Source organism: Luteimonas wenzhouensis, from assembly GCF_007859305.1.
GTDB classification, from domain to species: Bacteria; Pseudomonadota; Gammaproteobacteria; order Xanthomonadales; family Xanthomonadaceae; genus Luteimonas; species Luteimonas wenzhouensis.
In genome coordinates, this window is sequence record NZ_VOHE01000005.1 from 157983 (window position 1) to 181445 (window position 23463).

The following is a 23463-nucleotide window of genomic DNA, read 5'->3' on the forward strand; positions in this document are numbered from 1 at the left end:
GCGGCCTGCGTGAACGCCACGCGCGGCCGGCGGACGCGGCGGCGCGCCAAGCGGGTAAAATGGGCGGCCTGACCTGAGCGCAGACCCCCGTGAAATCCCAGCTCCGCGGCCTGATCGAACAGGCCATCGCCGCCCTGCGCGACGCAGGCACCCTGCCCGCCGACCTCGCCACGCCCGACTTCGTCGTCGAGCGTCCGAAGGACCGCGCGCATGGCGACTTCTCCACCAATGCCGCGATGCTGCTGGCCCGGCCGGCGAAGTCGAACCCGCGCGCGCTGGCCCAGGCGCTGGTCGACGCGCTGCCGCGGGGCGACGACATCGCCGCGGTGGAGATCGCCGGCCCCGGCTTCCTGAACTTCCGCCTCTCGCCCGGCGCATGGGGCCGGCAACTGGCGCAGGTGCACGCCCAGGGCGCGGCCTACGGCCGCAACGACAGCGGCGGCGGGCGCACGGCGGGCGTGGAGTACGTCTCGGCCAACCCTACCGGCCCGCTGCACGTGGGCCACGGCCGTGCCGGCGCGATCGGCGACTGCATCGTGCGCGTGCTCGAGGCCAACGGCTGGAACGCCAAGCGCGAGTTCTACTACAACGACGCCGGCGTGCAGATCAACAACCTGGCGCTGTCCACCCAGGCGCGCGCCAGGGGCCTCAAGCCCGGCGACGCGCAGTGGCCGGCCGACGCCTACAACGGCGACTACATCGCCGATGTCGCCGCCGCCTACCTGCGCGGCGAGAGCGTGGAGGTCGACGGCCAGGTGGTCACCGGCAAGGACGATCCGGACGACCTGGAGGCGATCCGCCGGTTCGCCGTGGCCTGGCTGCGCCGCGAGCAGAACGCCGACCTGGCCGCGTTCGGCGTGACCTTCGACGTCTACTTCCTCGAGTCATCGCTGTATACCGACGGCAAGGTCGAGGAAACGGTCCGCACCCTGGTCGCCAACGGCCACACCTACGAGGACGGCGGCGCGCTGTGGCTGCGCACCACGGCGTTCGGCGACGACAAGGACCGCGTGATGCGCAAGTCCGACGGCACCTACACGTACTTCGTGCCGGACGTGGCCTACCACCTGTCGAAGTGGGAGCGCGGCTACGAGCGCGCGATCACCGAACTCGGCGCCGACCACCACGGGTCGCTGGCGCGGGTGAAGGCGGGCCTGCAGGCGCTGGGCAGGGGCATCCCGGAGAACTACCCCGAATACGTGCTGCACCAGATGGTCACGGTGATGCGCGGCGGCGAGGAAGTGAAGCTGTCCAAGCGCGCCGGCAGCTACCTGACCCTGCGCGAGCTGATCGACGAGGTCGGCGCGGACGCGGTGCGCTGGTTCCTGGTCGCGCGCCGGCCCGACTCGCAGCTGGTGTTCGACATCGACCTGGCGCGCAGCCAGTCGCTGGACAACCCGGTCTACTACGTCCAGCTCTCGCACGCGCGCATCTGCGGCCTGATGCGGCAGCTGGACGAGCGCGGCCTGGGCTTCGACCTGGAGGACGGCCTGGCGCAGCCGCTGGACCTGTCCGACGACTCGCTGCGCGCGCTGCTGATCGACCTCTCGCGCTGGCCGGAGGTGGTCGCCACCGCGGGCGCGCAGCTCGAGCCGCACCTGGTGGCGGCCTACCTGCTGGAGCTGGCGCAGGGGTTCCAGAGTTACTACAACGACCACCAGTTCCTGGTCGACGAGGCGCCGGTGCGCAATGCCCGCCTCGCGCTGGCGCTGGCGGTACGACAGGTGCTCGCCAACGGCCTGGGGCTGCTTGGCGTGAGCGCCCCCGAACGGATGTGAGACAGTAGGACCATGGCGGCAAGACGCGGCAGATCCCAGGCAAGGCGTAACGACGGCGGCGGGCTCCCGGGCTGGGCGTGGATGATCCTCGGCATCGTGATCGCGCTGGCCGCGGTCATGTTCGCGCCGCGGCTGCTCAAGTCCGACCGCGCCGACGGTTTCTTCCGGCCGCAGCCCAACCCGTCGGCGCAGCCGGCGGTGAGCGCGGTCGACGAGGTCGAGCCGCCGCCGGTCGTCCGGCCGGCCGACACTGGCACCGTGCGCCCCGGCGCGGAGCCCGCGCCCGCGGGCCCTGAATACGACTTCTACACCGTCCTGCCCGAGCAGGAAGTGGCGATGACCGACGCCGAACTCGCCGCCAGCGCGCGCGAGGAGGCCGAGCGCCAGCGCCGCACCCTGGCCGCGCAGCGCCAGCGCGAACGCGACGCCGCCGCGTTGGCCGAACCGGCCGCGCCCGCCGCCGCCGCCCCGGCCGCCGCCACCCCCGCCACCGCCGCGGCGGCGCCGGCCGCCGATGGCGCGCGCTACCTGCTGCAGGCCGGCTCGTTCAGCGCCCATGGCGATGCCGAGGCGCTCAAGGCGCGCATCGCCCTGCTGGGCCTGAGCGCCCGGGTCGAGGAAGGCACCGCGAACGGCAAGACCGTCTACCGCGTGCGCATGGGCCCCTACGCCACCGCGACCGAGCTGGCCGAGGCCAAGCAGAAGCTGGGCAACGGCGGCCTGCCGGCGCTGGCGATCCGCGCCAACTGAGGGCACCGGCCCTGGTCCGTCGCCGCTGGTGCGACGGGCGCATGGCAGGCGCGCGGCACGAGCGCATCGGCCGGGACCGCCGCGTCGTCGCGCGTCGCAGTCCGCGCGATGCCCGGGCGGGAGACTGGCGGGACTGGAGGAGACCCGCCATGGCCATCGAAGCCGCCCTGATCAAGCCCGTCGTCGACGCCCTGCTGGCGCTGTTCCGCGAAAGCAGCGACCTCAAGCTCAAGCGCAGCGCCGAGCGCGCGCTGCGCGAAGCGATCCGCGAACTGCTGCAGGCCAACCCCGACGAGAACCGCGCCCAGGCGCGGATCGCCATCGCCAAGGCCGCCGGGCTCCTGTCCGAGGATGTGGTGCTGGCCGAGGGCATGCTGGAGAAGCATCGCGCGACCAGGGCCGCCACCCGCGGCAAGTCGGCAACCGGGCGGCGCCGGGCGCGGCAGGAGAAGTTGGCGAAGCCGGCCGGCAAGGAGGCAGGGGACGGGCAGGCGCGGGGCTGAGGCGGCGGTGGCTGGCCTGGCGTTGATCGCGGGCGTGCCCCCACCCCGGCCCTCCCCCGCAAGCGGGGGAGGGGGCTTGCAGGTCCAGTCCCGGCGTGTCCAGCGACCCACGCTCCCCCCGCAGGCGGGGATGGGCTTGCAGAAGCGTCCTCCCTCCCCCGCTTGCGGGGGAGGGCCGGGGTGGGGGTGAGCGCCCGCAATACACTTGTCGTCCCCGCCGCGTCGGAGTCCATCCATGGCCCGCACCATCCTCATCACCGGCGCCACCGCCGGGTTCGGCGCCGCCGCCGTCCGGCGCTTCCTCGCCGACGGCTGGCGGGTGGTCGCCACCGGCCGCCGCGCCGGCCGCCTGCAGGCGCTGCGCGACGAACCCGGCGGCGACCGCCTGCACGTGGCCGTGTTCGACATCCGCGACGCCGACGCGATGCAGGCCGCGCTCGACGCGATCCCGGCGCCGTTCCGCGGCATCGACGTGCTGGTCAACAACGCCGGCCTCGCGCTCGGCACCGCGCCCGCCCAGCGCGCCAGCCTCGAGCAGTGGCGGCAGATGATCGACACCAACATCACCGCCCTGGCCACGCTCACCCATCGCCTGCTGCCGGTGCTGGTCGAGCGCCGCGGCGCGATCATCAACATCAGTTCGATCGCCGGCAGCTACCCGTATCCGGGCGGCAACGTGTACGGCGGCACCAAGGCCTTCGTCACCCAGTTCTCGCTCGGGCTGCGCTCGGACCTGCACGGCACCGGCGTGCGGGTGACCTCGATCGAGCCGGGCATGGCCGAGACCGAGTTCACCCTGGTGCGCACCGGCGGCGACCAGGCCGCCTCCGATGCGCTCTACCACGGCGCCAATCCGATGACCGCCGAGGACATCGCCGGCGTCATCCACTACGTCGCCACCCTGCCGCCGCACCTCAACATCAACCGGCTGGAGATCATGCCGGTGAGCCAGTCGTTCGCCGGCTTCCAGGTGCACCGCGAAGGCGACTGACCGGGACGGTGTCCGCTGCCGGTCGGTCGAGGCGTTGCACGGAATGGGCCGGCCGCGTCGCCGGCCGGAGGAGGCCTCCATGCCCCAGTACGTGATCGAACGCGATATCCCCGGCGCGGCTCGCCTCTTGCCCGACCAGCTGCGCGGCGTCTCGCGCAAGTCCTGCGCGGTGCTCGACGAGCTCGGCCCGGACATCCAGTGGCACCACAGCTACGTCACCGGGGACCGGGTGTACTGTGTGTACTCGGCGCCGTCCGAGGCCCTGATCCTGGAACATGCGCGCCGCGGCGGATTCCCGGCCAGCCGGATCTCGGAAGTGGCCGCGGTCATCGGCCCGGCGACGGCGGACTGACGGCACCGGAGGCCGGCCGGGAGCTGGCGCTCCGTCGACGGGGCCGGTCGGACGGGGCCACCCCGGACCTGGCCCGGGGCGGGCGGCCGGCGCCGGCGCCAGGAAAGCGGATGGCCGGCGCTACTGCGCCGGCACCCAGGCGAAGCTGTCGCCGCGGCGCTCGATCCGGCCCACGCCCGGGAACGGGAAGTGGGGCGAAGACACCATCAGCGATTCGTCGGCGAGGCGCGCCAGCAGCGCCTCGCGGCTGTCCTCGGCCAGGACCGGATCGCGGTCGAACTGGATCGTCCAGCGCGGGCGCTGCACCGAGATCACGTGGTGGTGGGCGCTATCGCCGATATACAGCAGGCGCGCGTCCCCGTCCGCGACCAGGTAGCCGCTGTGTCCGGGCGTGTGCCCGTCCACCGCCACCGCGCTGACCCCGGGCACGATGTCCTGCGCGCCGGGCGCGAACGTCTCCACCTGCGGTGCGATCGCCTGCGCCAGCGCCGCCTGGCCCTCGTCGGCCTGCAGCGCCGCCCATTCCGGTTCGGACATGCGCACCCTGGCGTTGGCGAAGGCGGGCCGGCCGTCGCCGTCGACTAGGCCGCCGACATGGTCGCCGTGCAGGTGGCTGATGAACACGTCGGTCACCTGCGCCGGTTCCACGCCGGCCGCCTGCAGCGAGCGCGGCAGCCGTCCGCCGTCGGCCCACTCCGCCTGCCCGGCGCCGGTGTCGAACAGGATCACGCGTTCGCCCGCCTCCACCAGCAGTCCCTGGATCGACAGCTGCAGCGGGTCGGTGGCCTCGCCCGCGGCCTCGAGCAGCGCGTCGACCTCGGCCCTGGGTTCGCCCATGGCCACGATCGAGCCGTCGTTGGGCAGGGTGATCGTGCCGTCGCGCAGCATCGCCGCCGGCAGCGAGCCGATGCTGAAACGGTGGACGTCGGGCGAAGCCTCGGGCGCCGCTTCGGCGGCGGGCGCCTGCGCCTGCGCCTGCGCGTCCGGCTGCGCGGGCGGCTGTCCGCATGCGGCGCAGGCGAGTGCGATGGCGCCGGCCAGGGCCAGCAGGCGGTGGCGGGATGCGATGGTCATGCGGTGTTCCCCAGCGTCCAGGACGTCGGGGGCGAGGATAGCAAGGCGCCACGGCGTGGTTCGACGCCTGCGTGGCAGCGCACCAACAGGCGGCATGGCCGCGGGCGGGAAGCCGGGCGCTGGCGGCCGATGCCCCCGTGAGGGGCGTTGCCGCGTCGCCGCCGCCTACTCGAGCGGCGATTCCTCGAGGTAGGTGTAGCCGGTCAGCCCGCGCTCGAGCGCCTCGTTCAGGCGCGATGCCTCGCTCTTGCCCAGGTCCACTGCGCCGACCCGCGCGCGGTAGATGCGGCGCAGGTCGTCGAGCTTGTAGCCGACGTAGTCGAGCATCACGTCGGTGGTGTCGCCCTTGCGCTGCTGGGTGATCGCGTAGCCGTCGCCGTCCAGGCGCACCTCGACCGCGTCGGTGTCGCCGAACAGGTTGTGGATGTCGCCCAGGATCTCCTGGTAGGCGCCGACCAGGAAGAACGCCAGCCGGTAGCTCTCGCCCTTGCGCAGCGGGTGCAGCGGCAGCGAGGAGTCCAGGCCCTCGTTCTCGACGTAGATGTCGATCTTGCCGTCGGAGTCGCAGGTCAGGTCGGCGATCACGCCGCGCCGATCCGGGCGTTCGTCCAGGCGGCTGATCGGCACGATCGGGAACACCTGGTCGATCGCCCACACGTCGGGCAGCGATTCGAACACGCTGAAGTTGACGAAGTACTTGTCCACCAGCCGCTCGTCGAGCTCGTCGATCACCGCGCGGTGGCTCTTCTCGTCCCAGCTCAGGCGCGCGCGCACGCCGTGGGCGATGGCGTAGAACAGGTCGTCGATGCGGGCGCGGTGGACGAGGTCGATCTGGCCCAGGGCGTAGGCGGCCAGGCCCTCGGCGTGGAAGTGCAGCGCTTCCTGGTAGAGCTCCACCGGCGGACGCTTGCCGAGATCGGCGTGGATCTCGCGCAGGTAGCGGATCGCGCTCGGCTCGTCGTCGTGCTGGTCGGGCACCCGGCCTTCGGGCGCCGGCTCGACCTCGACCACGTTGGTCACCAGCAGCGCGTGGTGCGCGGTCATCGCGCGGCCGCATTCGGTGACGATCCGCGGCGGCGCCAGGCCGTGTTCGGCGCAGGCGTCGGCCAGCGGCTGGACGATGGTCGAGGCGTACTGCTGCAGGCCGTAGTTGATCGAGCAGAAGCTGCGCGAGCGGGTGCCCTCGTAGTCCACGCCGAGCCCGCCGCCGACGTCGACGTGGGTGATGGTCGCGCCCAGGCGCGAGAGCTCGACGAAGTAGCGCGTGGCTTCGCGCATGCCGTTGGCGATGTCGCGCACGTTGGAGATCTGCGAGCCCATGTGGAAGTGCAGCAGGCCCAGCCAGTGCGCGTTGCCGCCGTCGCGCAGGGTCTTCCACAGGTCCAGCACCTGGCGCGGCGAGAGCCCGAACTTGGCCTTGTCGCCGCCGCTGTTCTGCCACTTGCCCGCGCCGAGCGAGGCCAGGCGCATGCGCACGCCGATGCGCGGCTCGACCCCGAGCGCGGCCGCCTCCTCCAGGATCAGCGGCAGCTCGGAGGGCTTCTCCACCACCAGGAACACGTCGAGGCCGAGCTTGCGCCCGATCAGCGCCAGGCGGATGTACTCGCGGTCCTTGTAGCCGTTGCACACGATCAGGCCACCCGGGCGCGAGAGCGCGAGCACCGCCATCAGCTCGGGCTTGCTGCCGGCCTCCAGGCCGAAGCTCTCGCCGTGGTGCGAGGCCAGGGTGCCGGCCACGGCGGCGTGCTGGTTGACCTTGATCGGATAGACCGCGGTGTAGCCGCCGCGGTAGTCCCAGTCGGCCTGGGCCTGGGCGAAGGCGGCCTGCAGCCGGCGCAGGCGGTCGCCCAGGATGTCGGGGAAGCGCACCAGCAGCGGCAGCTTGGCGCCGCGCGCCAGCGCCTTGTCCACGATCTCCGGCAGCGGGATCGCCACGCCCGCCTCGCCCAGCGGCCGCACCACCATCCGGCCGTCGTCGCCGGCGTCGTAGTAGCCCTCCGACCAGTGCGGAATGGAGTAGGTCTTGCGGGCGTGGTCGATCGACCAGGCGGTCATCGCGGTCACCGGGCGGGGGGGGGCCTGCATTCTAGGCCCTGCCCGGCGGCGGCAGGGCGAAGCGGCGCTCAGCCGGCCCGCTTGCGGTAGACCGGCTCGCCGCAGGCCTGGCGCACCTGGCGGGCGAGCGGGCGCTGGTTGGTGCCGGTGAACAGGGCGAAACGGATCCCCGGCAGCGCCAGCGACCGGTCCAGCCGGGCCAGCCCGGCGGTCTCGCCGGCGACCGGGCCGCGCCAGTCCAGCAGCACCAGGTATTCGGCCGGGGCGCCCGCCAGCGGCGCCGCCCGCCGCGCGATCCAGGCCCGCGCGACCCGCGGCTCGCAGGCCAGCCGGGACGCCAGCCCGCGCAGTGTGTCGGGGTCCAGGTCGTGCGGCTGCAGCCCGTGCGTCCGGTCCTCGTGCGCCGGCGCCGGGTCGGCCAGCGCCGCGAAGGCGTCCCGCAGGGCGCTGGCCCGGGCGGCGGCCTCCGCGGCGAGGTCGGGGTCCAGCGCGAGCGCGTCCAGTTCCTCCAGCGCCGCCCGTGCAGCCCGCCGGTCGAGCGCCACCGCCCGCTGCAGGCGGGCCGCGCCGGCGTCCGCCTGCCCGTCGCGCAGCTGCAGCAGCCCGGCGCGCAGCAGCAACGGCACGTGGTCGGGGCTGGCGGCGAGGGCGCGCTCGTACAGCGGCAGGGGGTCGACGTCGCGCCGCACCCGTTCGGCGAGCCGGGCATGCTCGGCGAGTTCGGCCGCGGTGGGCGCGGCCAGCGCTTCGAGCTCCGCCAGCCGCCCGCGATCGGCGGCCGCTGCGTCGTACCGCGCCCGCCACTGCGCGCGCACGGCGTCGCGCCAGGCCGCGTCGAGGCGGCGTTCCAGCCGCTCCTCCAGGTCGCCGAGCATGGCCGCGGCCGGCGCGCCGGCCGCCCCGGCCCGCGGCCGGGCCCGCAGCGCCTGCAGCCGCTGGGCCAGGGTGGGATGGGTATCGGCCGGGTCCGGCCTGCGCCCGGGCGCGTCCGGCGCGGCCAGCCGCGCCGGATCCAGGCCGCCGGCCGTCGCGGCCTGCAGCAGCGGCGCCTGCAGCTGCGCCGGCGGGTGCGACTGGACCTGCGCGCGTGCCCACAGTCGCGGCCAGAAGCGCGCCTGGAGCCGGCGCGAGGCCAGTTCGATCGCGGCCAGCGCGTCGGCGACGGCCTGGGCGCCGACCACCTGCGCGGCCACCGCGTCGGCCGCGTACTCATGGGCCCGGGCGAGCGCGCGGCTGGCGAGGTCGAAGCGTGGCGCCAGCCAGCCGTAGAACCGCGACAGCAGCCAGGCGAATCCCAGCCCGTGCGCGCCCAGGCCGTCGCGCAGCCGGTACCAGGTGCCGCGCGAGAGGTAGACCCAGGCCGCGAAGCGGCCGTCGTCGGCGGTGAAATGCCCGAACTCGTGCGCGATCACCGCCGCCAGCCGCTCGCGATCGAGCAGCCGCAGCAGCGGCAAGCCCAGCACCAGCACGTGGCGGTGGCCGAGCAGGCCGAGCGCGCGCGGGATGCTCGCGGCCCTGGCGTTGAAGTCGCCGTCGATGACGATGCCCTCGAGCGGCGGCGCGCCCGTGGCCAGGCGCAGGCGTTCGACCTCGGCCTGCAGTTCCGGCGCCTCGCCCGGCGCCAGCCGGTGGCCCTGCGGCGGTTCGAACCGCACCCACAGCGTGCGCACCACCACCGCCGCAACCGCGGCGGGTAGCAGCAGCACGTAGGCGTGCTCCGGCGCCAGCGGACCGCCGCGCAGCAGGTGCGCGGCCACCAGCACGAACGGCGCGAGCAGGAGCAGCAGCAGCGCGGCGACCACGCCGTGGCCAAGCAGGGCCAGCGCCAGCAGCCGCAGGCGCACGCCAGGCGCCGGCCACGCCGGTTCGCGCGTGTCGTCGTGCTGCCTGCCTTCGCCCATGGCGCCTCCGTTCCGTCCGGGGCCATCGTAGTGGATCGGCTCCGGCCCGTGCCCGGACGCTGGCTACAATGGCGCCCCGCGGCGCGCCTGCCGCGGGGCCATGCGCAGGGCGCACGGCGCGCACCACTCCATCCCCAGGACGTCCCCATGACCGCCAGCGACTGGCTCCACGAGCAGTTCGAGCCCACCGGCTCGTCGATCGGCTTCCGCGTGACCCGCAAGCTCGACGAGGTGCAATCGCCGTTCCAGAAGATCGAGGTCTGGGAGTCGACCGACTGGGGCAACGTGATGCTCATCGACGGCGCGATGATGGTCACCACGCGCGACAACTTCCTCTACCACGAGATGATGGCGCACCCGGCGCTGTTCACCCATCCCGACCCGAAGCGGGTGGTGATCATCGGCGGCGGCGACTGCGGCACGCTGCGCGAGGTGCTGCGCCACCCGGGCGTGGAGAAGGCGGTGCAGTGCGACATCGACGAGCAGGTCACGCGGATGGCCGAGAAGTACTTCCCGGAACTGTGCGAGTCGAACGCCGACCCGCGCGCGCAGATCCTGTTCGACGACGGCATCGCGCACATGCGCAACGCCGAGCCGGCGAGCCTGGACGTGGTGATCGTCGATTCCACCGACCCGGTCGGGCCGGCCGAGGGCCTGTTCAACCAGGCCTTCTTCGAAAGCTGCCACCGCGCGCTGAGGGACGACGGGATCCTGGTCCAGCAGTCCGAGTCGCCGCTGGCGCTGCTGGACCTGATGCGCGAGATGCGCGCGGAGATGGCCAGGGCCGGCTTCGACAGCTTCCAGACCCTGCCGTTCCCGCAGCCGTGCTACCCCACCGGCTGGTGGAGCTGCACCATGGCGCGCAAGGGCGGGCGCGGCTTCGGTTTCCGCGAGGCCGACGCGCGGGCCAAGGCGTTCGCGACGAAGTACTACAGCGCCGAAGTGCACCTGGGCGCGCAGGCGCTGCCGCCGTTCGTGGCCCAGGCGCTGGGCGGCTGAGCCGCGTCGCGCGGCCTCAGGCCAGGGCGCGGCGCAGCACGTCCTCGAACGATTCCTCGCCGGCGACCTCCAGGTCGGCCGGTGCGAATGCCGCGGCGCCGGCCTCGAATGCCGCGGCGCCGGCGGGCGCGTCTGCCGACGGGGTCCGGCCGATCAGCCGCATGCGCGCCGCGTGCCCGTCCGCGGCCAGGCTGGCGACGACCGCCCGCCCGACCTGTCCGGTGGCGCCGAGGATCGCGTACATGACGCGCCCTCAGAGGGCGTCGGCGTCCAGTTCGCCGGTACGGATCCGGACCGCGCGCAGCAGGTCGTAGACGAACACCTTGCCGTCGCCGATCTTGCCGGTGCCCGCGGCCTTGACGATCGCCTCGGTCACCGGCTCGACCTGGTCGTCGGTGACCGCGATCTCGAGCTTGACCTTGGGCAGGAAGTCGACCACGTACTCGGCCCCGCGGTAGAGCTCGGTGTGGCCCTTCTGCCGGCCGAAACCCTTGACCTCGGTGACGGTGATGCCGGTGACCCCGACCTCGCCCAGCGCCTCGCGCACGTCGTCGAGTTTGAACGGCTTGATGATCGCCATCACCATCTTCATCTGCAGGCTCCAAAGGTGGGGTCGTGACGCGCGGTCGCGGCGCGGCGTTAGCATACCGCCGCCGGGCGGCCGGGGTTTTCCTACGGCCGCCCGCGCCCGGCCCCGACTGCGCCCTCACGCGGTGCGGGCCACGCTGGGCGCATCCACGAACACCGGAGCCGCGGCATGATCGACCTCAACCACATCGACGACCTCGCCCGCCGCCTCAGCGGCCTGGTCCCGCCCGGCCTGCGCGAGAGCCGCGAAGAGCTGCAGGAGAACTTCAAGGCCGTGCTGCAATCCGGGCTGGCCAAGCTCGACCTGGTCACCCGCGAGGAGTTCGAGGTGCAGCGCGCGGTGCTGCTGCGCACGCGCGAGAAGCTCGAACAGCTGCAGGCCACGGTCGCCGAACTGGAGGCGCGCCTGGCCAGCGGCGGGGACGCGCCCGGCCCCGACGCCGGCTGAGCCCGCCGCCATGGGGCTTGCGCTCGTGCATGGACGCGCGCGCGCCGGCGTGCACGCGCCCGCGGTGACGGTCGAGGTGCACCTGGGCGGCGGCCTGCCCTCGATGTCGATCGTCGGCCTGCCCGAGGCCGCGGTGCGCGAGGCCAAGGACCGGGTGCGCGCCGCGATCCAGTGCGCGCAGTTCGAATTCCCGGCGCGCCGGATCACGGTCAACCTCGCCCCGGCCGACCTGCCCAAGGGTGGCGGCCGCTTCGACCTGCCGATCGCGCTGGGGATCCTCGCCGCCAGCGGCCAGGTCCCGCGTGAGCCGCTGGCCGGCTGCGAATTCCTCGGCGAACTCGGGCTGGCCGGCGAACTGCGCCCGGTCGACGGCGTGCTGCCGGCGGCGCTGGCCGCCGCCCGCGCCGGGCGGCGCCTGGTGGTCGCCGAGGCCAACGGGCCCGAGGCCGCACTGGCCGCCGGGCTCGAGGCCTGCACCGCGCGCACCCTGCTCGAGGTCTGTGCCCTGCTCGCCGGCCGCAAGCAGCTGCCCCCGGCGGTGGCGCCGCCGCAGCGCGCGGTCGAGCGCCCGGACATGCGCGAGGTGCGCGGCCAGGCGCAGGCGCGGCGCGCGCTGGAAATCGCCGCCGCCGGTGGCCACCACCTGCTGCTGTCCGGTCCGCCGGGCTGCGGCAAGACCCTGCTCGCCACCCGCCTGCCCGGCCTGCTGCCCGAGGCCAGCGAGGCCGAGGCGCTGGAAACCGCCGCGGTGGCCTCGGTCGGCGGGCGCGGGCTGGATCCGGCCTGCTGGCGCGAACGCCCGTTCCGCGCTCCGCACCACACCGCCAGCGCGATCGCCCTGGCCGGCGGGGGCAGCGACCCGCGTCCGGGCGAGATCTCGCTCGCCCACAACGGCGTGCTGTTCCTGGACGAGCTGCCCGAATGGGGCCGCGCGGCCCTGGAGGTGCTGCGCGAACCGCTCGAATCGGGTGTGGTCACGATCTCGCGCGCCGCACGCCAGGTCGAGTTCCCGGCGCGGTTCCAGCTGGTGGCGGCCATGAACCCGTGTCCCTGCGGCTGGGCCGGCGACCTGTCCGGACGCTGCCGCTGCACCGCCGACCAGATCGAGCGCTACCGCGCGCGGATCTCCGGCCCGCTGCTCGACCGCATCGACCTGCACGTCGAGGTGCCGCGGCTGCCGCCCTCGGAGCTGCGCCCCGACGCGCCGCCCGGCGAATGCAGCGCGTCGATCCGCGCCCGGGTCGAGGCCGCGCGCGAAATCCAGCGCCGCCGTGGCGGCCGCCCCAACGCGCGACTCTCGCAGGCCGCCACCGCCGAGGCCTGTCGCCTGCGTCCGGCCGACCAGGCCCTGCTCGAACGCGCGGTCGAGTCGCTGTCCCTGTCGGCGCGCTCCGTGCACCGGATCCTGCGCGTGGCCCGCACCATCGCCGACCTGGCCGGCTGCGACGCCATCGCCACCGCGCACCTCACCGAGGCCCTGGGCTACCGCCAGCCCTGCGGCCACGACCGCAGGGCCGCCTGACCCCGTCGCCGGATCCCGGCCCGGCGGGCCCCTGCGGCAGGCGGGCGGCTTCCGCCGTATGCTCGGTGCCCCGAACCTGCCCGGAGCCGTCCATGCATCGCCTGCTGCTTGCCTCCGCCGTTGCTCTCGCCCTCGCCGCCGCCGGCGGCACCGCCACGGCCGCGCCGGCCTCGCTCGACGAGGTGGAACTGATCCCGCGCGATGCGCTGTTCGGCAACCCCGAGCGCGCCAACGTGCAGATGAGCCCGGACGGCCGCTACCTGAGCTGGATCGCGCCGCTGGACGGCACGCTCAACGTGTGGGTGGCGCCCGCCGACGATCCGTCCGCGGCGCGCGCGGTGACCCGCGACACCGCGCGCGGTATCCGCAGTTATTTCTGGTCGTATCTGCCCGACACCCTGCTGTACCTGCGCGACACCGGCGGCGACGAGGACTTCCACCTGTACGCGGTCGACCTGCGCAGCGGCGCCGCCCGCGACCTGACCTCGTACGGGAAGACCACCGCCCGGGTCGTGGGCGTGAGCAGGCGCCATCCGGGCACCGTGCTGGTGGGCATGAACGACCGCGACCCGCAGTGGCACGACCTGTACCGGGTCGACCTGGCCAGCGGCGAGCGCACCCTGGTCGAGGAGAACACCGGCCAGATCGGCGAGTACGTGGCCGACGCCGACTACCGGCTGCGCTTCGCCACCCGCTCGCGCCCCGACGGCGGCATCGACCTGCTGCGCCGCGCCGGCGACGACTGGGAGAAGTACGACGAGATCCCGTTCGAGGACGGCCTGAGCACCGGCTACGCCGGCCTCACCGACGACGGCTCCACGCTCTACCTGCGCGAATCGCGCGGGCGCAACACCAGCGCCCTGTTCGCGATCGACACCGCCACCGGCGAGCGCCGCCTGGTCCACGAGGATGCGCGCGCGGATGTCGGCGGCGGGCTTGCCGATCCGGCCACGGGCGAAGTGCAGGCGGTGTCGGTCAACTACCTGCGCGAGGAGTGGACGGTGCTCGACGATGCGATCCGCGCCGACCTCGAGCGCATCGCCGCGATCGGGCCGGGCGAAGCGTCGATCAACACCCGCACCTTGGACGACCGCACCTGGATCGTGGCGTATTCGGCCGCCGAGTCGCCGGTCGAGTACTACCGCTACGACCGCGACGGCCACGGCAACGGCGAGCTGACCCACCTGTTCTCCGGCCGCCCGGCGCTGGCCGGCAAGCCGCTGGTGCCGATGTGGCCGCTGGAACTGGAGTCGCGCGACGGCAAGACCCTGGTGAGCTACCTCACCCTCCCGGCGCATGCCGACGCCGATGGCGACGGCAAGGCCGACAGCCCGGTGCCGCTGGTGCTGCTGGTGCACGGCGGCCCCTGGGCGCGCGATGCCTACGGCTACAGCGGCTGGCAGCAGTGGCTGGCCAACCGCGGCTATGCGGTGCTGAGCGTGAACTACCGCGGCTCGACCGGCTTCGGCAAGGACTTCACCAACGCCGGCGACGGGGAGTGGGCGGCCGGCATGCACGACGACCTCATCGACGCGGTGCAGTGGGCGGTCGAGTCGGGCACCACCACCGCCGACAAGGTCGCGATCATGGGCGGCAGCTACGGCGGCTACGCCACCCTGGTCGGCCTCACCTTCACCCCGGACACCTTCGCCTGCGGCGTCGACATCGTCGGCCCGGCCAACCTCAATACCCTGCTCTCCACGGTGCCCCCGTACTGGGCCAGCTTCTACAAGCAGCTCGTGCGGCGCATGGGCGACCCGGAGACCGAGGAAGGCCGCGCCTGGCTCACCGAACGCTCCCCGCTCACCCGCGTCGACGCGATCCGCAGGCCGCTGCTGATCGGCCAGGGCGCCAACGACCCGCGCGTGAAGCAGGACGAGAGCGACCAGATCGTCAACGCGATGACCGCCAAGGGGATCCCGGTCACCTACGTGCTGTTCCCCGACGAAGGCCACGGCTTCGCCCGCGCCGAGAACAGCAAGGCGTTCAACGCCGTGGCCGAGGGCTTCCTCGCCCAGTGCCTGGGCGGCCGCGCACAGCCGATCGGCGACGACTTCAACGGCTCGAGCATCACCGTCCCCACCGGCGCCGACGGCGTCCCCGGCCTGGCCGAGGCGCTGCGGTCGCATACCCGGGACGTGCGCCAGTAACCGCGCGTGGCGCGCTCCCCGCGGCGCGGGGAGCGGCCGGCCCGGACGGTGGGCGGACCTCCGGCGTGCGCGTCGCAGGAGCGCATGCGCGAGGGCTTCGTGGCCGGCGCGCAACGGCCGCCGGGTGAAGGGCCGGTCATACGGCGCTGCCGATTGCGGCCCGCTCCCGGGTCGGCGCGGGCCCTTCAGCCTGGCGTCGCGCTGGCCCCGAATCCCTGCACCAGCTCCGCGTTCTCCACCGCTTTCGAGAACAGGAACCCCTGTGCCCGTTCCACGCCGCAATCGCGCAGGGCGCGCACCTGGGCCTCGGTCTCGACGCCTTCGGCGACCACGTCCAGGCCGGTGCTGCGGGCCAGGCCGGCGATGGCCTGGACGATGGCCAGGTCGTGCGGGTCGTCGGGCAGGCCGGCGATGAAGCTGCGGTCGAGCTTGAGCACGTCGATCGGCAGGCGCTTGAGGTGGGACAGCGAGGAATAGCCGGTGCCGAAGTCGTCGAGGGCGATCGAGATCCCGAGCTCGCGCAGGCGCTTGAGGGTGTCCACGGCGGTGTCGATGTCCGGCAGCAGCGCGCTCTCGGTCAGCTCCACGCACAGCCGCGACGGCGGCAGGCCGCTGTCGGCCAGGGCCTGGCGCACGTCGTCCACCAGCGAGGCCTGGGCGAACTGGCGCGCCGACAGGTTCACCCGCAGCCTGGGCGCCGGGCCGTCCGCGGGCGCGGGCCAGGCCAGGGCCTGGCGGCAGGCTTCGCCCAGCATCCAGCGCCCGATCGGCAGGATCAGGCCGCAGCCTTCGATGATGTCGATGAACTCGCACGCCGGGCGGCAGTTGCCGTCGCTGTCGTGCCAGCGCAGCAGGGCCTCGGCCGCGATCCAGCGGCCGCTCGACAGGTCGACCTCGGGCTGGAAATGCACCTTGAGCTGGCCCGACTCGAATGCGTCGCGCAGCGCGCGCTCGGTGCGGATGCGCGCGACCAGTTCGCGGTGGCGCCCGGCGTCGAACACCTCGCAGCGGTGCAGGCGCGAGCTGCGCGCCGTGAGCGCGGCGGTCTCGGCGTTGCGCAGCAGGTTGTCGGCCGATGGCGCCGACAGGTCGCGCGCGAAGGCGATGCCGGCGGTGACGATGGCGGCGGTGCCGCTGGCGTCGAGCTGGGCCTGGGCCAGGTCGGTGCAGCGCTCGGCGAGTTCCAGGGCCTCGGTCTCGTGCATCGCCCGGTGCGGCAGCACCGCGAACGCGTTGCCGCGCACGCGCGCGAGCGTGGCGTGTCCGTCGAGCTCTTCGAGCAGGCGCGTCGCGGCCTCGACCAGGACCTCGTGGCGGGCGTCGCCCTCGTGCGGCGAAGCGTCCAGGTGCAGGTGGATCACCACCGGCCCGGCCTCGCCACCGGGGATCGGCCGCAGCGCCGCGTGCACCAGCTGCACCAGGTGGTCGCGGTTGGGCAGGCTGGTGTGCGGGTCGAACAGTTCGAGGTGGCGCACCTGCCCTTCGAGCCGGCGCCGCCGGTCGATCTCGTAGGCCATGGCCACGTAGTCGCCGATGCTGCCGGCGAAGGCCTGGTCCTCGGGCGTCCACACCCGGGACGGGCCGACGTGTTCGTGGCAGATCACCCCGAGCAGCTCGCCGGCCGAGCGCACCGGCGCGTCGAGCAGCGAGCCGATGCCATGCCGCCGCAGGTACTCGCCCAGGCCGTTGCCACCCCCGTCGCGCTCGACCGAGGCCATGTTGATCACCCGCACCTCGTCCAGGGCCTGCGAGTAGTCGGCGTCGACGTGCAGGACCATGTCCCGCGGCCGGGAGTGGCGGCCGGTGCTGCGCTGGTAATGGTGCAGGCAGCTCAGCCGCCGGGCCTCGGGATCGTGCCGCCAGATGTTGACCCGTTCGACGTCAAGGGTCTCGGCCGCGGTCTCGCAGATCACCGCGAAGGCATCCTCGAGCGAGCAGGCGTCCTGCCAGACCCGGCGCGCCAGCGACACCAGCGCCTGGTTGTGGCGCCGGGCCCAGGCTCCGCGTTCGCGCACACTCGCCTGTACTTCGGGTGACATCGGCCTCCCCTTGGCCCCGGCTGGCGCCGGTCCAGCCCCCGTGGGTGTTTGTTGTATACCCCTCACGGGGTCCGCGGCAAACCTGGGTCCCGGGATGCCACTGTTACAATTGAGACTATCTATCAGGACCGGCGGCGATCCCCGCGCCGCCCGCCAAGCGAGCTTCCATGACCAGCACCGCCGAACTCTCGTCCCCCGCCTCGGCCCATACCGGACTGACCCGGGGTGTGACCGACCCCGACTACACCCTCGACCACAAGTACACCCGCACCCGGGGGCGGATCTACCTGTCGGGCGTGCAGGCGCTGGTGCGGCTGCCACTGATGCAGCGGCTGCGCGACCAGGCCGCGGGGCTGGACACCGGCGGCTTCATCTCCGGCTACCGCGGTTCGCCGCTGGGCGGCTTCGACCTGGAGCTGTGGCGCGCGCGCAAGTACCTCGAGCAGGCGAACGTGAAGTTCCAGCCCGGCCTCAACGAGGACCTGGGCGCGACCATGGTCTGGGGCACCCAGCAGACCAACCTGTTCCCCGGCGCCAAGGTCGATGGCGTCTACGCCATGTGGTACGGCAAGGGCCCGGGCGTGGACCGCTGCGGCGACGTGTTCAAGCACGGCAACGCCGCCGGCACCTCGAAGCACGGCGGCGTGCTGGCGCTGGCCGCCGACGACCACGCCTGCCGTTCGTCCACCCTGCCGCACGGCAGCGAGGGCGAGTTCACCAGCGCGATGATGCCGATCCTCAACCCGGCCGGCGTCCAGGACATCCTCGACATGGGCCTGGTCGGCTGGGCGATGAGCCGCTACACCGGGCGCTGGGTGGGCTTCAAGACCATCGCCGAGACCGTGGAGTCGTCCGCGTCGGTGGACGTGGACCCGCTGGCGCTGCAGATCGTCACGCCGGAGGACTTCGAACTGCCACCGGGCGGGCTCAACATCCGCTGGCCGGATCCGCCGCTCGACCAGGAGATGCGCCTGCACCGCTACGCGGTCAAGGCGGCGCAGGCCTTCGCCCGCGCCAACCGCATCGACAGGATGGTGATCGACACGCCCGACGCCTGCCTGGGCATCGTCACCACCGGCAAGAGCTACCTGGACGTGCTGCAGGCGCTGGAGTACCTCGGCCTCGACGCCGACCGCTGCCGCGAGCTGGGCATCCGCGTCTACAAGATCGGCATGACCTGGCCGCTCGAGCCGCTGGGCATCCGCGCCTTCGCCCGCGGCCTGCGCGACATCCTCGTGGTCGAGGAGAAGCACGCCTTCATCGAGAGCCAGATGAAGGAGCTGTTCTACAACTTCGAGGGCGACCGCCCCTCGATCGTCGGCAAGTACGACGAGGAGGGCAACTGGATCCTGCCCTCCACCGGCGAGCTGACCCCGGCCACCATCGCCGGCGTGATCGCGCGGCGGCTGATGAAGTTCGTGCCCCAGGGCAGCCGCGACACCGCGCACATCCGCGAGGTGCTGCGCTGGATGGAGCTCAAGGAGGGCGAGCTGGCCCTGCCGCGCGCGCAGTTCCCGCGGGTACCGCACTACTGCTCGGGCTGCCCGCACAACACCTCGACCGTGGTCCCGGAGGGCTCGCGCGCGCTGGGCGGCATCGGCTGCCACTACATGGTCACGTGGATGGACCGCAGCACCGACACCTTCACCCAGATGGGCGGCGAGGGCGTCACCTGGTGCGGGCAGGCCGCGTTCACCGACACCCCGCACGTGTTCCAGAACCTGGGCGACGGCACCTATTTCCACTCCGGCTCGCTGGCGATCCGCCAGGCGATCGCGGCCGGGGTCAACATCACCTACAAGATCCTCTACAACGACGCGGTGGCGATGACCGGCGGGCAGCCGGTCGACGGCGTGCTGAGCGTGCCGCAGATCGCCCACCAGGTGCGCAGCGAGGGCGTGCATACGATCGTCGTGGTCAGCGACGACATCGGCAAGTGGCGCGACCGCTCGATCTTCCCCGCCGGCACCGAGTTCGAGGACCGCAGCCAGCTCGACGCGGTGCAGCGCCGGCTGCGCGAGGTCAAGGGCGTGAGCGTGCTGATCTACGACCAGGTCTGCGCCACCGAGAAGCGCCGCCGGCGCAAGCGCGGCCGGATGCCCGACCCGCCCAGGCGCGTATTCATCAACACCCTGGTGTGCGAAGGTTGCGGCGACTGCGGGAAGAAGAGCTTCTGCGTCTCGGTGCTGCCGAAGGACACCGAGTACGGGCGCAAGCGCGAGATCGACCAGAGCAACTGCAACAAGGACTACCGCTGCGTCGAGGGCTTCTGCCCGAGCTTCGTCACGGTGCACGGCGGCAGGCCGCGCAAGGGCGACAAGGCGGCGACCGCGGCGCGCCTGGCCAGCCTGCCGCCGCCGGTGTTCGCCAGCGACCTGTCGCAGCCCTGGAACATCCTGATCACCGGCGTCGGCGGCACCGGCGTGGTCACCATCGGCGCGCTGCTGGGCATGGCCGGCCATCTCGAGGGCCTGGGCTCGACCGTGCTCGACCAGACCGGCCTGGCGCAGAAGGGCGGCGCGGTGACCACCCACATCCGCATCGCGCGCACGCCGCGGGACATCCACGCGGTGCGCATCGCCGCCGGCGAGGCCGACCTGGTGCTCGGCTGCGACATGGTGGTGGTCAACGACTACTGGGCGCTGTCCAAGATCCGCGCCGGCCGCTCCCACGTGGTGCTCAACACCTGGGAGGCCATGCCGGGCACCTTCACCACGCGCCCGGACATGGAGTTCCCGGCCGCCGACATCATCCAGGCGGTGCGCCAGGCGCTGGGCGGCGAGTCGCCGCTGCAGATCGACGCCACCGAGCTCGCCACCGCGCTGATGGGCGACGCGATCGCCACCAACCTGTTCATGCTCGGCTATGCCTGGCAGCGCGGGCTGGTGCCGCTGTCGCTGGACTCGCTGATGCGCGCGGTGGAACTCAACGGCGCGGCGGTGGAGATGAACAAGACCGCGTTTGCCTGGGGCCGGCTGGCGGCGATCGATCCGGAGGCGGTGTACGAGGCCGCGGGCGTCGTGCGCAACGCGCCCACCGCGGCCGAGGACACGCCGTCGCAGCTGCAGTCGCTGCCGCCGGGCGAGTGGGAGAGCACCGAGTGGGGCGCGACCAGCGCGCCGCGCGCGCTGCGCGCCGGCGACGAACTGCGCCACGTGCCGCCGCACGCCGGCACCGACGCGGTCGCGTTCCTGCCCCTCGACGACCTGCGCCTGTCGCGCTCGCTCGACGAACTGATCGCGCGCCGGGTCGAGTTCCTCACCGAGTACCAGGACGCCAGGTACGCGAAGCGGTATTCGGACTTCGTCGCCCGCGTGCGCGAGGCCGAGCGCACCCGCGCGCCGGGCTCGACCGACCTGTCCGAGGCGGTGGCGCGCTACTTCTTCAAGCTCATGGCCTACAAGGACGAGTACGAGGTGGCGCGGCTGTACACCAGCGGCGAGTTCATGCGCCGGCTCGAGCAGCAGTTCGACGGCGACTACCGGCTGCACTTCCACCTCGCCCCGCCGCTGCTGGCCAGGCGCAACGAGAAGGGCGAACTGGTCAAGCGCGAGTACGGCCCGTGGATGCTGAAGGCCTTCGGCCTGCTGGCGAAGCTGCGGTTCCTGCGCGGTGGCCCGTTCGACGTGTTCGGCCGCACCGCCGAGCGGCGCATGGAGCGCCAGCTGATCGACGACTACGAGCGCACCATCGGCGGGCTGCTGGACCGGCTCGACGGCGGCAACGTCGGCCTCGCGGCCGAGATCGCCAGCATCCCCGAGCAGATCCGCGGCTACGGCCACGTCAAGGAAGCGCACCTGCACCAGGCCAAGGCCCGCGAAGCCGAACTGCTGCGCGAATGGAACAATCCGCTCAGGATCGTGCAGGCGGCTTGAACCAGAGGAGGCGTGCAGCGATGACCACGGAACCGGACGTACCGCCGCCTCCCGCCCCACCGCCCCACCGCCCCAGGCACCGCCGCCTCCGGCCGCCGCGCCCTCCGCGCGCGGCGGCCGCTTCGAGCTGGTGGTGGGCGCCAGCGCCATCCTGCTCTCGGTGGTCTCGCTGTTCGTGGCGATCAGCGCCAACCGCACCCAGGAGCGGATGCTGGCCGCCAGCATCTGGCCCTCGCTGCTGTTCAGCACCAGCAATACCGCGCCCGACGGCGCGCCCCAGCTCGGCATCGACCTGCTCAACCGCGGTACCGGGCCGGCGCGCGTGCGCTGGCTGGAGATGTACTACCGCGATGCCCCGCTGGCCGACTGGCGCGAGCTGCTGCGGCGGTGCTGCGCATCCTCGCCCGCCCAGGTCGAGGAGGTGTACGGGATCAGCAGCGGCGTGCAGAACCGCGTGCTGGGCGCGGACGAGTGGGTGCGGATGCTGCAGATCCAGCCCGAGGACGCGCCCGACGCGATCTGGAAGGCACTCGACCGGGAGCGCCACAACGTGCGCATGCGCGCCTGCTACTGCTCGGTGCTCGACGACTGCTGGCTGTTCGACAGCGGGCGCGAGGATCCGGAGCCGGTCAAGCGCTGCCCGGCCCCCGGTCCGGTGCTCTGGCGCGGCTGAGGCCGCGCCGGGTCACTCCCTGCGCACGAACACCATCGTGCGCCCGCCCTGGGTCAGCACCACCCGCCGGGGCGCCGCGTCGTCGGGCTCGAACCGCAGCGTCGCATCCACCGCCTTGAGGAAGAAGCGCGAGCCGGACTCGGCGAAGATCTCGAGCGCCGGCTGGCCCTCGAGCTGCACCTTCGGCGTGTCGCCATCGAGGAACACGCGCAGGAGCGCGCCGTCGAGCACGTACTCGCCCGCGACCCGCTCCAGCGCCGCGCGCGGCAGGGTGGTCTCCACGCGCCCCTGCGGCGGCGGCTCGTCCGAGCGTTCGACCCGCTCGCCCTCGCCCTCGTCCTCGGGGAAGTAGCGCATCGCCACCACCCGGCCCTCGGCGTCGCGCTCGAACACCACCCGCGAGTGTCCTTGGGGGAACACGAACTCGTCCTTCGCCACCGGGATCAGGCGGTAGGGGCGGCCGCCGGTGCGCTGCGACGTCAGGTGGCCGTCGCTGACCCGCACCACGCGCGTGCTGTCGGCGTCGATGCGGTACACCCCGGCGTACTCCTTGAGCGCGGCCGCATCGACCTCGATGGGCGTCTTGTCCGGATACGGCCGCCCGATCGCATGCGCGGCCAGCGCGCGGGCGAGCTGCTCGGGGCTCTGCCTGCCCGGGGCCAGCCCGTCGCTGTTGCGCAGCACCGCCACGGTCACCTGTTCCCCGGGCACGTAGCCCAGCGCGCTGACGAAGCCGAAGATGCCGCCGCCGTGTTCGAGGTAGCGCTGGCCGCGCAGGGTCCGGGCGAAGATGCCGAAGCCGTACTCGCCGTCGGCGGCCTTGCCCGCCGGCGTGGTCATCGCACGGTAGGCCGCGTCGTCGAGCACCCGCCCGCCGTGCAGGGCGCGGTTCCAGCGCAGCAGGTCGTCGACGGTGGACACCAGCGCGCCCGCGGCATGCGGCTGGGTCATGCTCAGCGGCAGCGCCGGGGCCCAGCGGTCGCCCTGGCGGGTATAGCCGTTGACATGGCCCGGGATCACCGCGTCGGCCGGATGGCCGTAGCGGGTCGACGCCATCCCCAGTGGACGGAAGAACGCCTCGTCCAGGTAACCGTGCCACGACTTGCCCGTGACCGCCTCGATCACGGCCCCGGCCAGCACGTAGCCGGAGTTGTTGTAGCGCCAGCCCTGGCCCGGGGCGAAGTCGGGCTTCTCGTCCTTGAACACGTCCACCAGCTGCGCGGTGGTGAGGTCGCGGCGGATCGTGCCGTCGGGCATCACGTCCGGCATCGAGGTGTAGCTGCGCACGCCCGAGGTGTGGTCGAGCAGCATGCGCACGGTGATCGCCTCGCCGCCGGGGTAGCCGGGCAGGAACCGGTCGAGCGGATCGTCCAGCGACAGGCGGCCTTCGCCGGCCAGCTTCAGTACCGCCGCCGCGGTGAACTGCTTGGTCACCGATCCGATCCGGAACACGTGGTCCGGCGACAGGTCCACGCCGAGTTCGAGGCTGGCCTTGCCGCAGGCGCCGCGGTACAGCACCTGGTCGCCGCGCGCCACCAGCACCGCCATGCCGGGGGCGTCGTCGTCGCATTCGGCCGCCAGCGTGCGCGCGGCATGAGCGGCCACTTCGTCGGGGGTCGGCAGGGCGGCATGCGCCGCGACGGGCAGGAGCAGCAGCAGGGCGAAGGCGGTCAGGCGCATGGGACCAGTCCGGTGGCGGCATCGGGAAGCACGCTAGAGGGCGCGCGTGGGGGTGCGAACGTGTGGAACGTCATGGCAACGCCCG

The 23463-nt window shown here is 73.2% G+C and carries 18 protein-coding genes; 11 read left to right on the forward strand and 7 right to left on the reverse strand.

All coding sequences use genetic code 11. The features are described 5' to 3' along the window. Nucleotides 1-89: 89 nt before the first annotated feature. The 5 genes from argS to FQY79_RS10905 all read left to right on the forward strand — a co-directional run bounded on the left by argS (nucleotide 90) and on the right by FQY79_RS10905 (nucleotide 4374). A complete protein-coding gene (argS, locus tag FQY79_RS10885) occupies nucleotides 90-1778 on the forward strand; it encodes an arginine--tRNA ligase (protein WP_146312940.1) in 1689 nt (562 codons plus the stop codon). 12 nt (nucleotides 1779-1790) lie between these two features. Continuing rightward, nucleotides 1791-2528, forward strand: coding sequence for an SPOR domain-containing protein (locus FQY79_RS10890; RefSeq protein ID WP_146312941.1), 738 nt, complete (start codon nucleotides 1791-1793; stop codon nucleotides 2526-2528). A 149-nt stretch (nucleotides 2529-2677) separates the two neighbouring features. Continuing rightward, a complete protein-coding gene (locus FQY79_RS10895; protein ID WP_146312942.1) occupies nucleotides 2678-3031 on the forward strand; it encodes a hypothetical protein in 354 nt (117 codons plus the stop codon). A gap of 235 nt (nucleotides 3032-3266) precedes the next feature. Then, nucleotides 3267-4022, forward strand: coding sequence for an SDR family NAD(P)-dependent oxidoreductase (locus FQY79_RS10900; protein WP_146312943.1), 756 nt, complete (start codon nucleotides 3267-3269; stop codon nucleotides 4020-4022). A gap of 79 nt (nucleotides 4023-4101) precedes the next feature. Next, the gene (locus FQY79_RS10905) at nucleotides 4102-4374 is read left to right on the forward strand and encodes a DUF4242 domain-containing protein (RefSeq protein WP_146312944.1); all 273 of its coding nucleotides are present in this window, start codon (nucleotides 4102-4104) and stop codon (nucleotides 4372-4374) included. A 120-nt stretch (nucleotides 4375-4494) separates the two neighbouring features. Here the strand turns inward: FQY79_RS10905 and FQY79_RS10910 are convergent, their stop codons facing one another. The 3 genes from FQY79_RS10910 to FQY79_RS10920 form a co-directional block, all read right to left on the reverse strand. Continuing rightward, nucleotides 4495-5448, reverse strand: coding sequence for an MBL fold metallo-hydrolase (locus tag FQY79_RS10910; protein ID WP_222434278.1), 954 nt, complete (start codon nucleotides 5446-5448; stop codon nucleotides 4495-4497). 165 nt (nucleotides 5449-5613) lie between these two features. Then, on the reverse strand, nucleotides 5614-7503 hold the full coding sequence (gene speA, locus FQY79_RS10915; RefSeq protein WP_146313007.1) for an arginine decarboxylase: 1890 nt from the start codon (nucleotides 7501-7503) through the stop codon (nucleotides 5614-5616). A 68-nt stretch (nucleotides 7504-7571) separates the two neighbouring features. Further along, the gene (locus FQY79_RS10920; RefSeq protein WP_146312945.1) at nucleotides 7572-9404 is read right to left on the reverse strand and encodes a M48 family metalloprotease; all 1833 of its coding nucleotides are present in this window, start codon (nucleotides 9402-9404) and stop codon (nucleotides 7572-7574) included. A 147-nt stretch (nucleotides 9405-9551) separates the two neighbouring features. On the opposite strand from FQY79_RS10920, the gene speE reads away from it, so the two are divergent. Continuing rightward, nucleotides 9552-10403, forward strand: a complete 852-nt coding sequence (gene speE / locus FQY79_RS10925) for a polyamine aminopropyltransferase (RefSeq protein ID WP_146312946.1) — start codon at nucleotides 9552-9554, stop codon at nucleotides 10401-10403. Between the two features lie 16 nt (nucleotides 10404-10419). On the opposite strand, the gene FQY79_RS10930 is transcribed toward speE, so the two are convergent. Further along, nucleotides 10420-10647, reverse strand: a complete 228-nt coding sequence (locus tag FQY79_RS10930; protein ID WP_146312947.1) for a KR domain-containing protein — start codon at nucleotides 10645-10647, stop codon at nucleotides 10420-10422. A 9-nt stretch (nucleotides 10648-10656) separates the two neighbouring features. Next, nucleotides 10657-10995 (reverse strand): P-II family nitrogen regulator, encoded by a 339-nt coding sequence (locus FQY79_RS10935; RefSeq protein ID WP_146312948.1) that lies wholly within the window; start codon nucleotides 10993-10995, stop codon nucleotides 10657-10659. Nucleotides 10996-11160: 165 nt separating this feature from the next. Between FQY79_RS10935 and ubiK the strand changes: the two genes are divergently transcribed. The 3 genes from ubiK to FQY79_RS10950 all read left to right on the forward strand — a co-directional run bounded on the left by ubiK (nucleotide 11161) and on the right by FQY79_RS10950 (nucleotide 15111). After that, nucleotides 11161-11439, forward strand: coding sequence for a ubiquinone biosynthesis accessory factor UbiK (gene ubiK / locus FQY79_RS10940; RefSeq protein ID WP_146312949.1), 279 nt, complete (start codon nucleotides 11161-11163; stop codon nucleotides 11437-11439). A 10-nt stretch (nucleotides 11440-11449) separates the two neighbouring features. After that, nucleotides 11450-12961, forward strand: a complete 1512-nt coding sequence (locus FQY79_RS10945) for a YifB family Mg chelatase-like AAA ATPase (RefSeq protein WP_146312950.1) — start codon at nucleotides 11450-11452, stop codon at nucleotides 12959-12961. A 92-nt stretch (nucleotides 12962-13053) separates the two neighbouring features. Beyond that, nucleotides 13054-15111, forward strand: a complete 2058-nt coding sequence (locus FQY79_RS10950; protein WP_146312951.1) for a S9 family peptidase — start codon at nucleotides 13054-13056, stop codon at nucleotides 15109-15111. Between the two features lie 185 nt (nucleotides 15112-15296). Here the strand turns inward: FQY79_RS10950 and FQY79_RS10955 are convergent, their stop codons facing one another. Continuing rightward, the gene (locus tag FQY79_RS10955; protein ID WP_146312952.1) at nucleotides 15297-17150 is read right to left on the reverse strand and encodes a putative bifunctional diguanylate cyclase/phosphodiesterase; all 1854 of its coding nucleotides are present in this window, start codon (nucleotides 17148-17150) and stop codon (nucleotides 15297-15299) included. A gap of 167 nt (nucleotides 17151-17317) precedes the next feature. On the opposite strand from FQY79_RS10955, the gene FQY79_RS10960 reads away from it, so the two are divergent. Both FQY79_RS10960 and FQY79_RS10965 read left to right on the forward strand, forming a co-directional pair. Then, nucleotides 17318-21025, forward strand: a complete 3708-nt coding sequence (locus tag FQY79_RS10960; protein ID WP_146312953.1) for an indolepyruvate ferredoxin oxidoreductase family protein — start codon at nucleotides 17318-17320, stop codon at nucleotides 21023-21025. 133 nt (nucleotides 21026-21158) lie between these two features. After that, entirely contained in the window at nucleotides 21159-21698 is a 540-nt protein-coding gene (locus tag FQY79_RS10965) for a hypothetical protein (RefSeq protein WP_146312954.1), read from the forward strand. A 12-nt stretch (nucleotides 21699-21710) separates the two neighbouring features. On the opposite strand, the gene FQY79_RS10970 is transcribed toward FQY79_RS10965, so the two are convergent. After that, entirely contained in the window at nucleotides 21711-23378 is a 1668-nt protein-coding gene (locus FQY79_RS10970; RefSeq protein ID WP_146312955.1) for a serine hydrolase, read from the reverse strand. Between the last annotated feature and the right edge of the window lie 85 nt (nucleotides 23379-23463).

What these genes read in the sequence shown, in the direction of transcription:
- FQY79_RS10910 (WP_222434278.1), bottom strand. Translation starts at nt 5,448, where the DNA reads ATGACCATCGCATCCCGCCACCGCCTGCTGGCCCTGGCCGGCGCCATC.
- FQY79_RS10970 (WP_146312955.1), bottom strand. Translation starts at nt 23,378, where the DNA reads ATGCGCCTGACCGCCTTCGCCCTGCTGCTGCTCCTGCCCGTCGCGGCG.
- FQY79_RS10955 (WP_146312952.1), bottom strand. Translation starts at nt 17,150, where the DNA reads ATGTCACCCGAAGTACAGGCGAGTGTGCGCGAACGCGGAGCCTGGGCC.
- FQY79_RS10920 (WP_146312945.1), bottom strand. Translation starts at nt 9,404, where the DNA reads ATGGGCGAAGGCAGGCAGCACGACGACACGCGCGAACCGGCGTGGCCG.
- FQY79_RS10945 (WP_146312950.1), top strand. Translation starts at nt 11,450, where the DNA reads ATGGGGCTTGCGCTCGTGCATGGACGCGCGCGCGCCGGCGTGCACGCG.
- FQY79_RS10890 (WP_146312941.1), top strand. Translation starts at nt 1,791, where the DNA reads ATGGCGGCAAGACGCGGCAGATCCCAGGCAAGGCGTAACGACGGCGGC.
- FQY79_RS10930 (WP_146312947.1), bottom strand. Translation starts at nt 10,647, where the DNA reads ATGTACGCGATCCTCGGCGCCACCGGACAGGTCGGGCGGGCGGTCGTC.
- FQY79_RS10905 (WP_146312944.1), top strand. Translation starts at nt 4,102, where the DNA reads ATGCCCCAGTACGTGATCGAACGCGATATCCCCGGCGCGGCTCGCCTC.
- FQY79_RS10935 (WP_146312948.1), bottom strand. Translation starts at nt 10,995, where the DNA reads ATGAAGATGGTGATGGCGATCATCAAGCCGTTCAAACTCGACGACGTG.
- FQY79_RS10900 (WP_146312943.1), top strand. Translation starts at nt 3,267, where the DNA reads ATGGCCCGCACCATCCTCATCACCGGCGCCACCGCCGGGTTCGGCGCC.
- ubiK (WP_146312949.1), top strand. Translation starts at nt 11,161, where the DNA reads ATGATCGACCTCAACCACATCGACGACCTCGCCCGCCGCCTCAGCGGC.
- speA (WP_146313007.1), bottom strand. Translation starts at nt 7,503, where the DNA reads ATGACCGCCTGGTCGATCGACCACGCCCGCAAGACCTACTCCATTCCG.
- FQY79_RS10950 (WP_146312951.1), top strand. Translation starts at nt 13,054, where the DNA reads ATGCATCGCCTGCTGCTTGCCTCCGCCGTTGCTCTCGCCCTCGCCGCC.
- speE (WP_146312946.1), top strand. Translation starts at nt 9,552, where the DNA reads ATGACCGCCAGCGACTGGCTCCACGAGCAGTTCGAGCCCACCGGCTCG.
- FQY79_RS10960 (WP_146312953.1), top strand. Translation starts at nt 17,318, where the DNA reads ATGACCAGCACCGCCGAACTCTCGTCCCCCGCCTCGGCCCATACCGGA.
- FQY79_RS10895 (WP_146312942.1), top strand. Translation starts at nt 2,678, where the DNA reads ATGGCCATCGAAGCCGCCCTGATCAAGCCCGTCGTCGACGCCCTGCTG.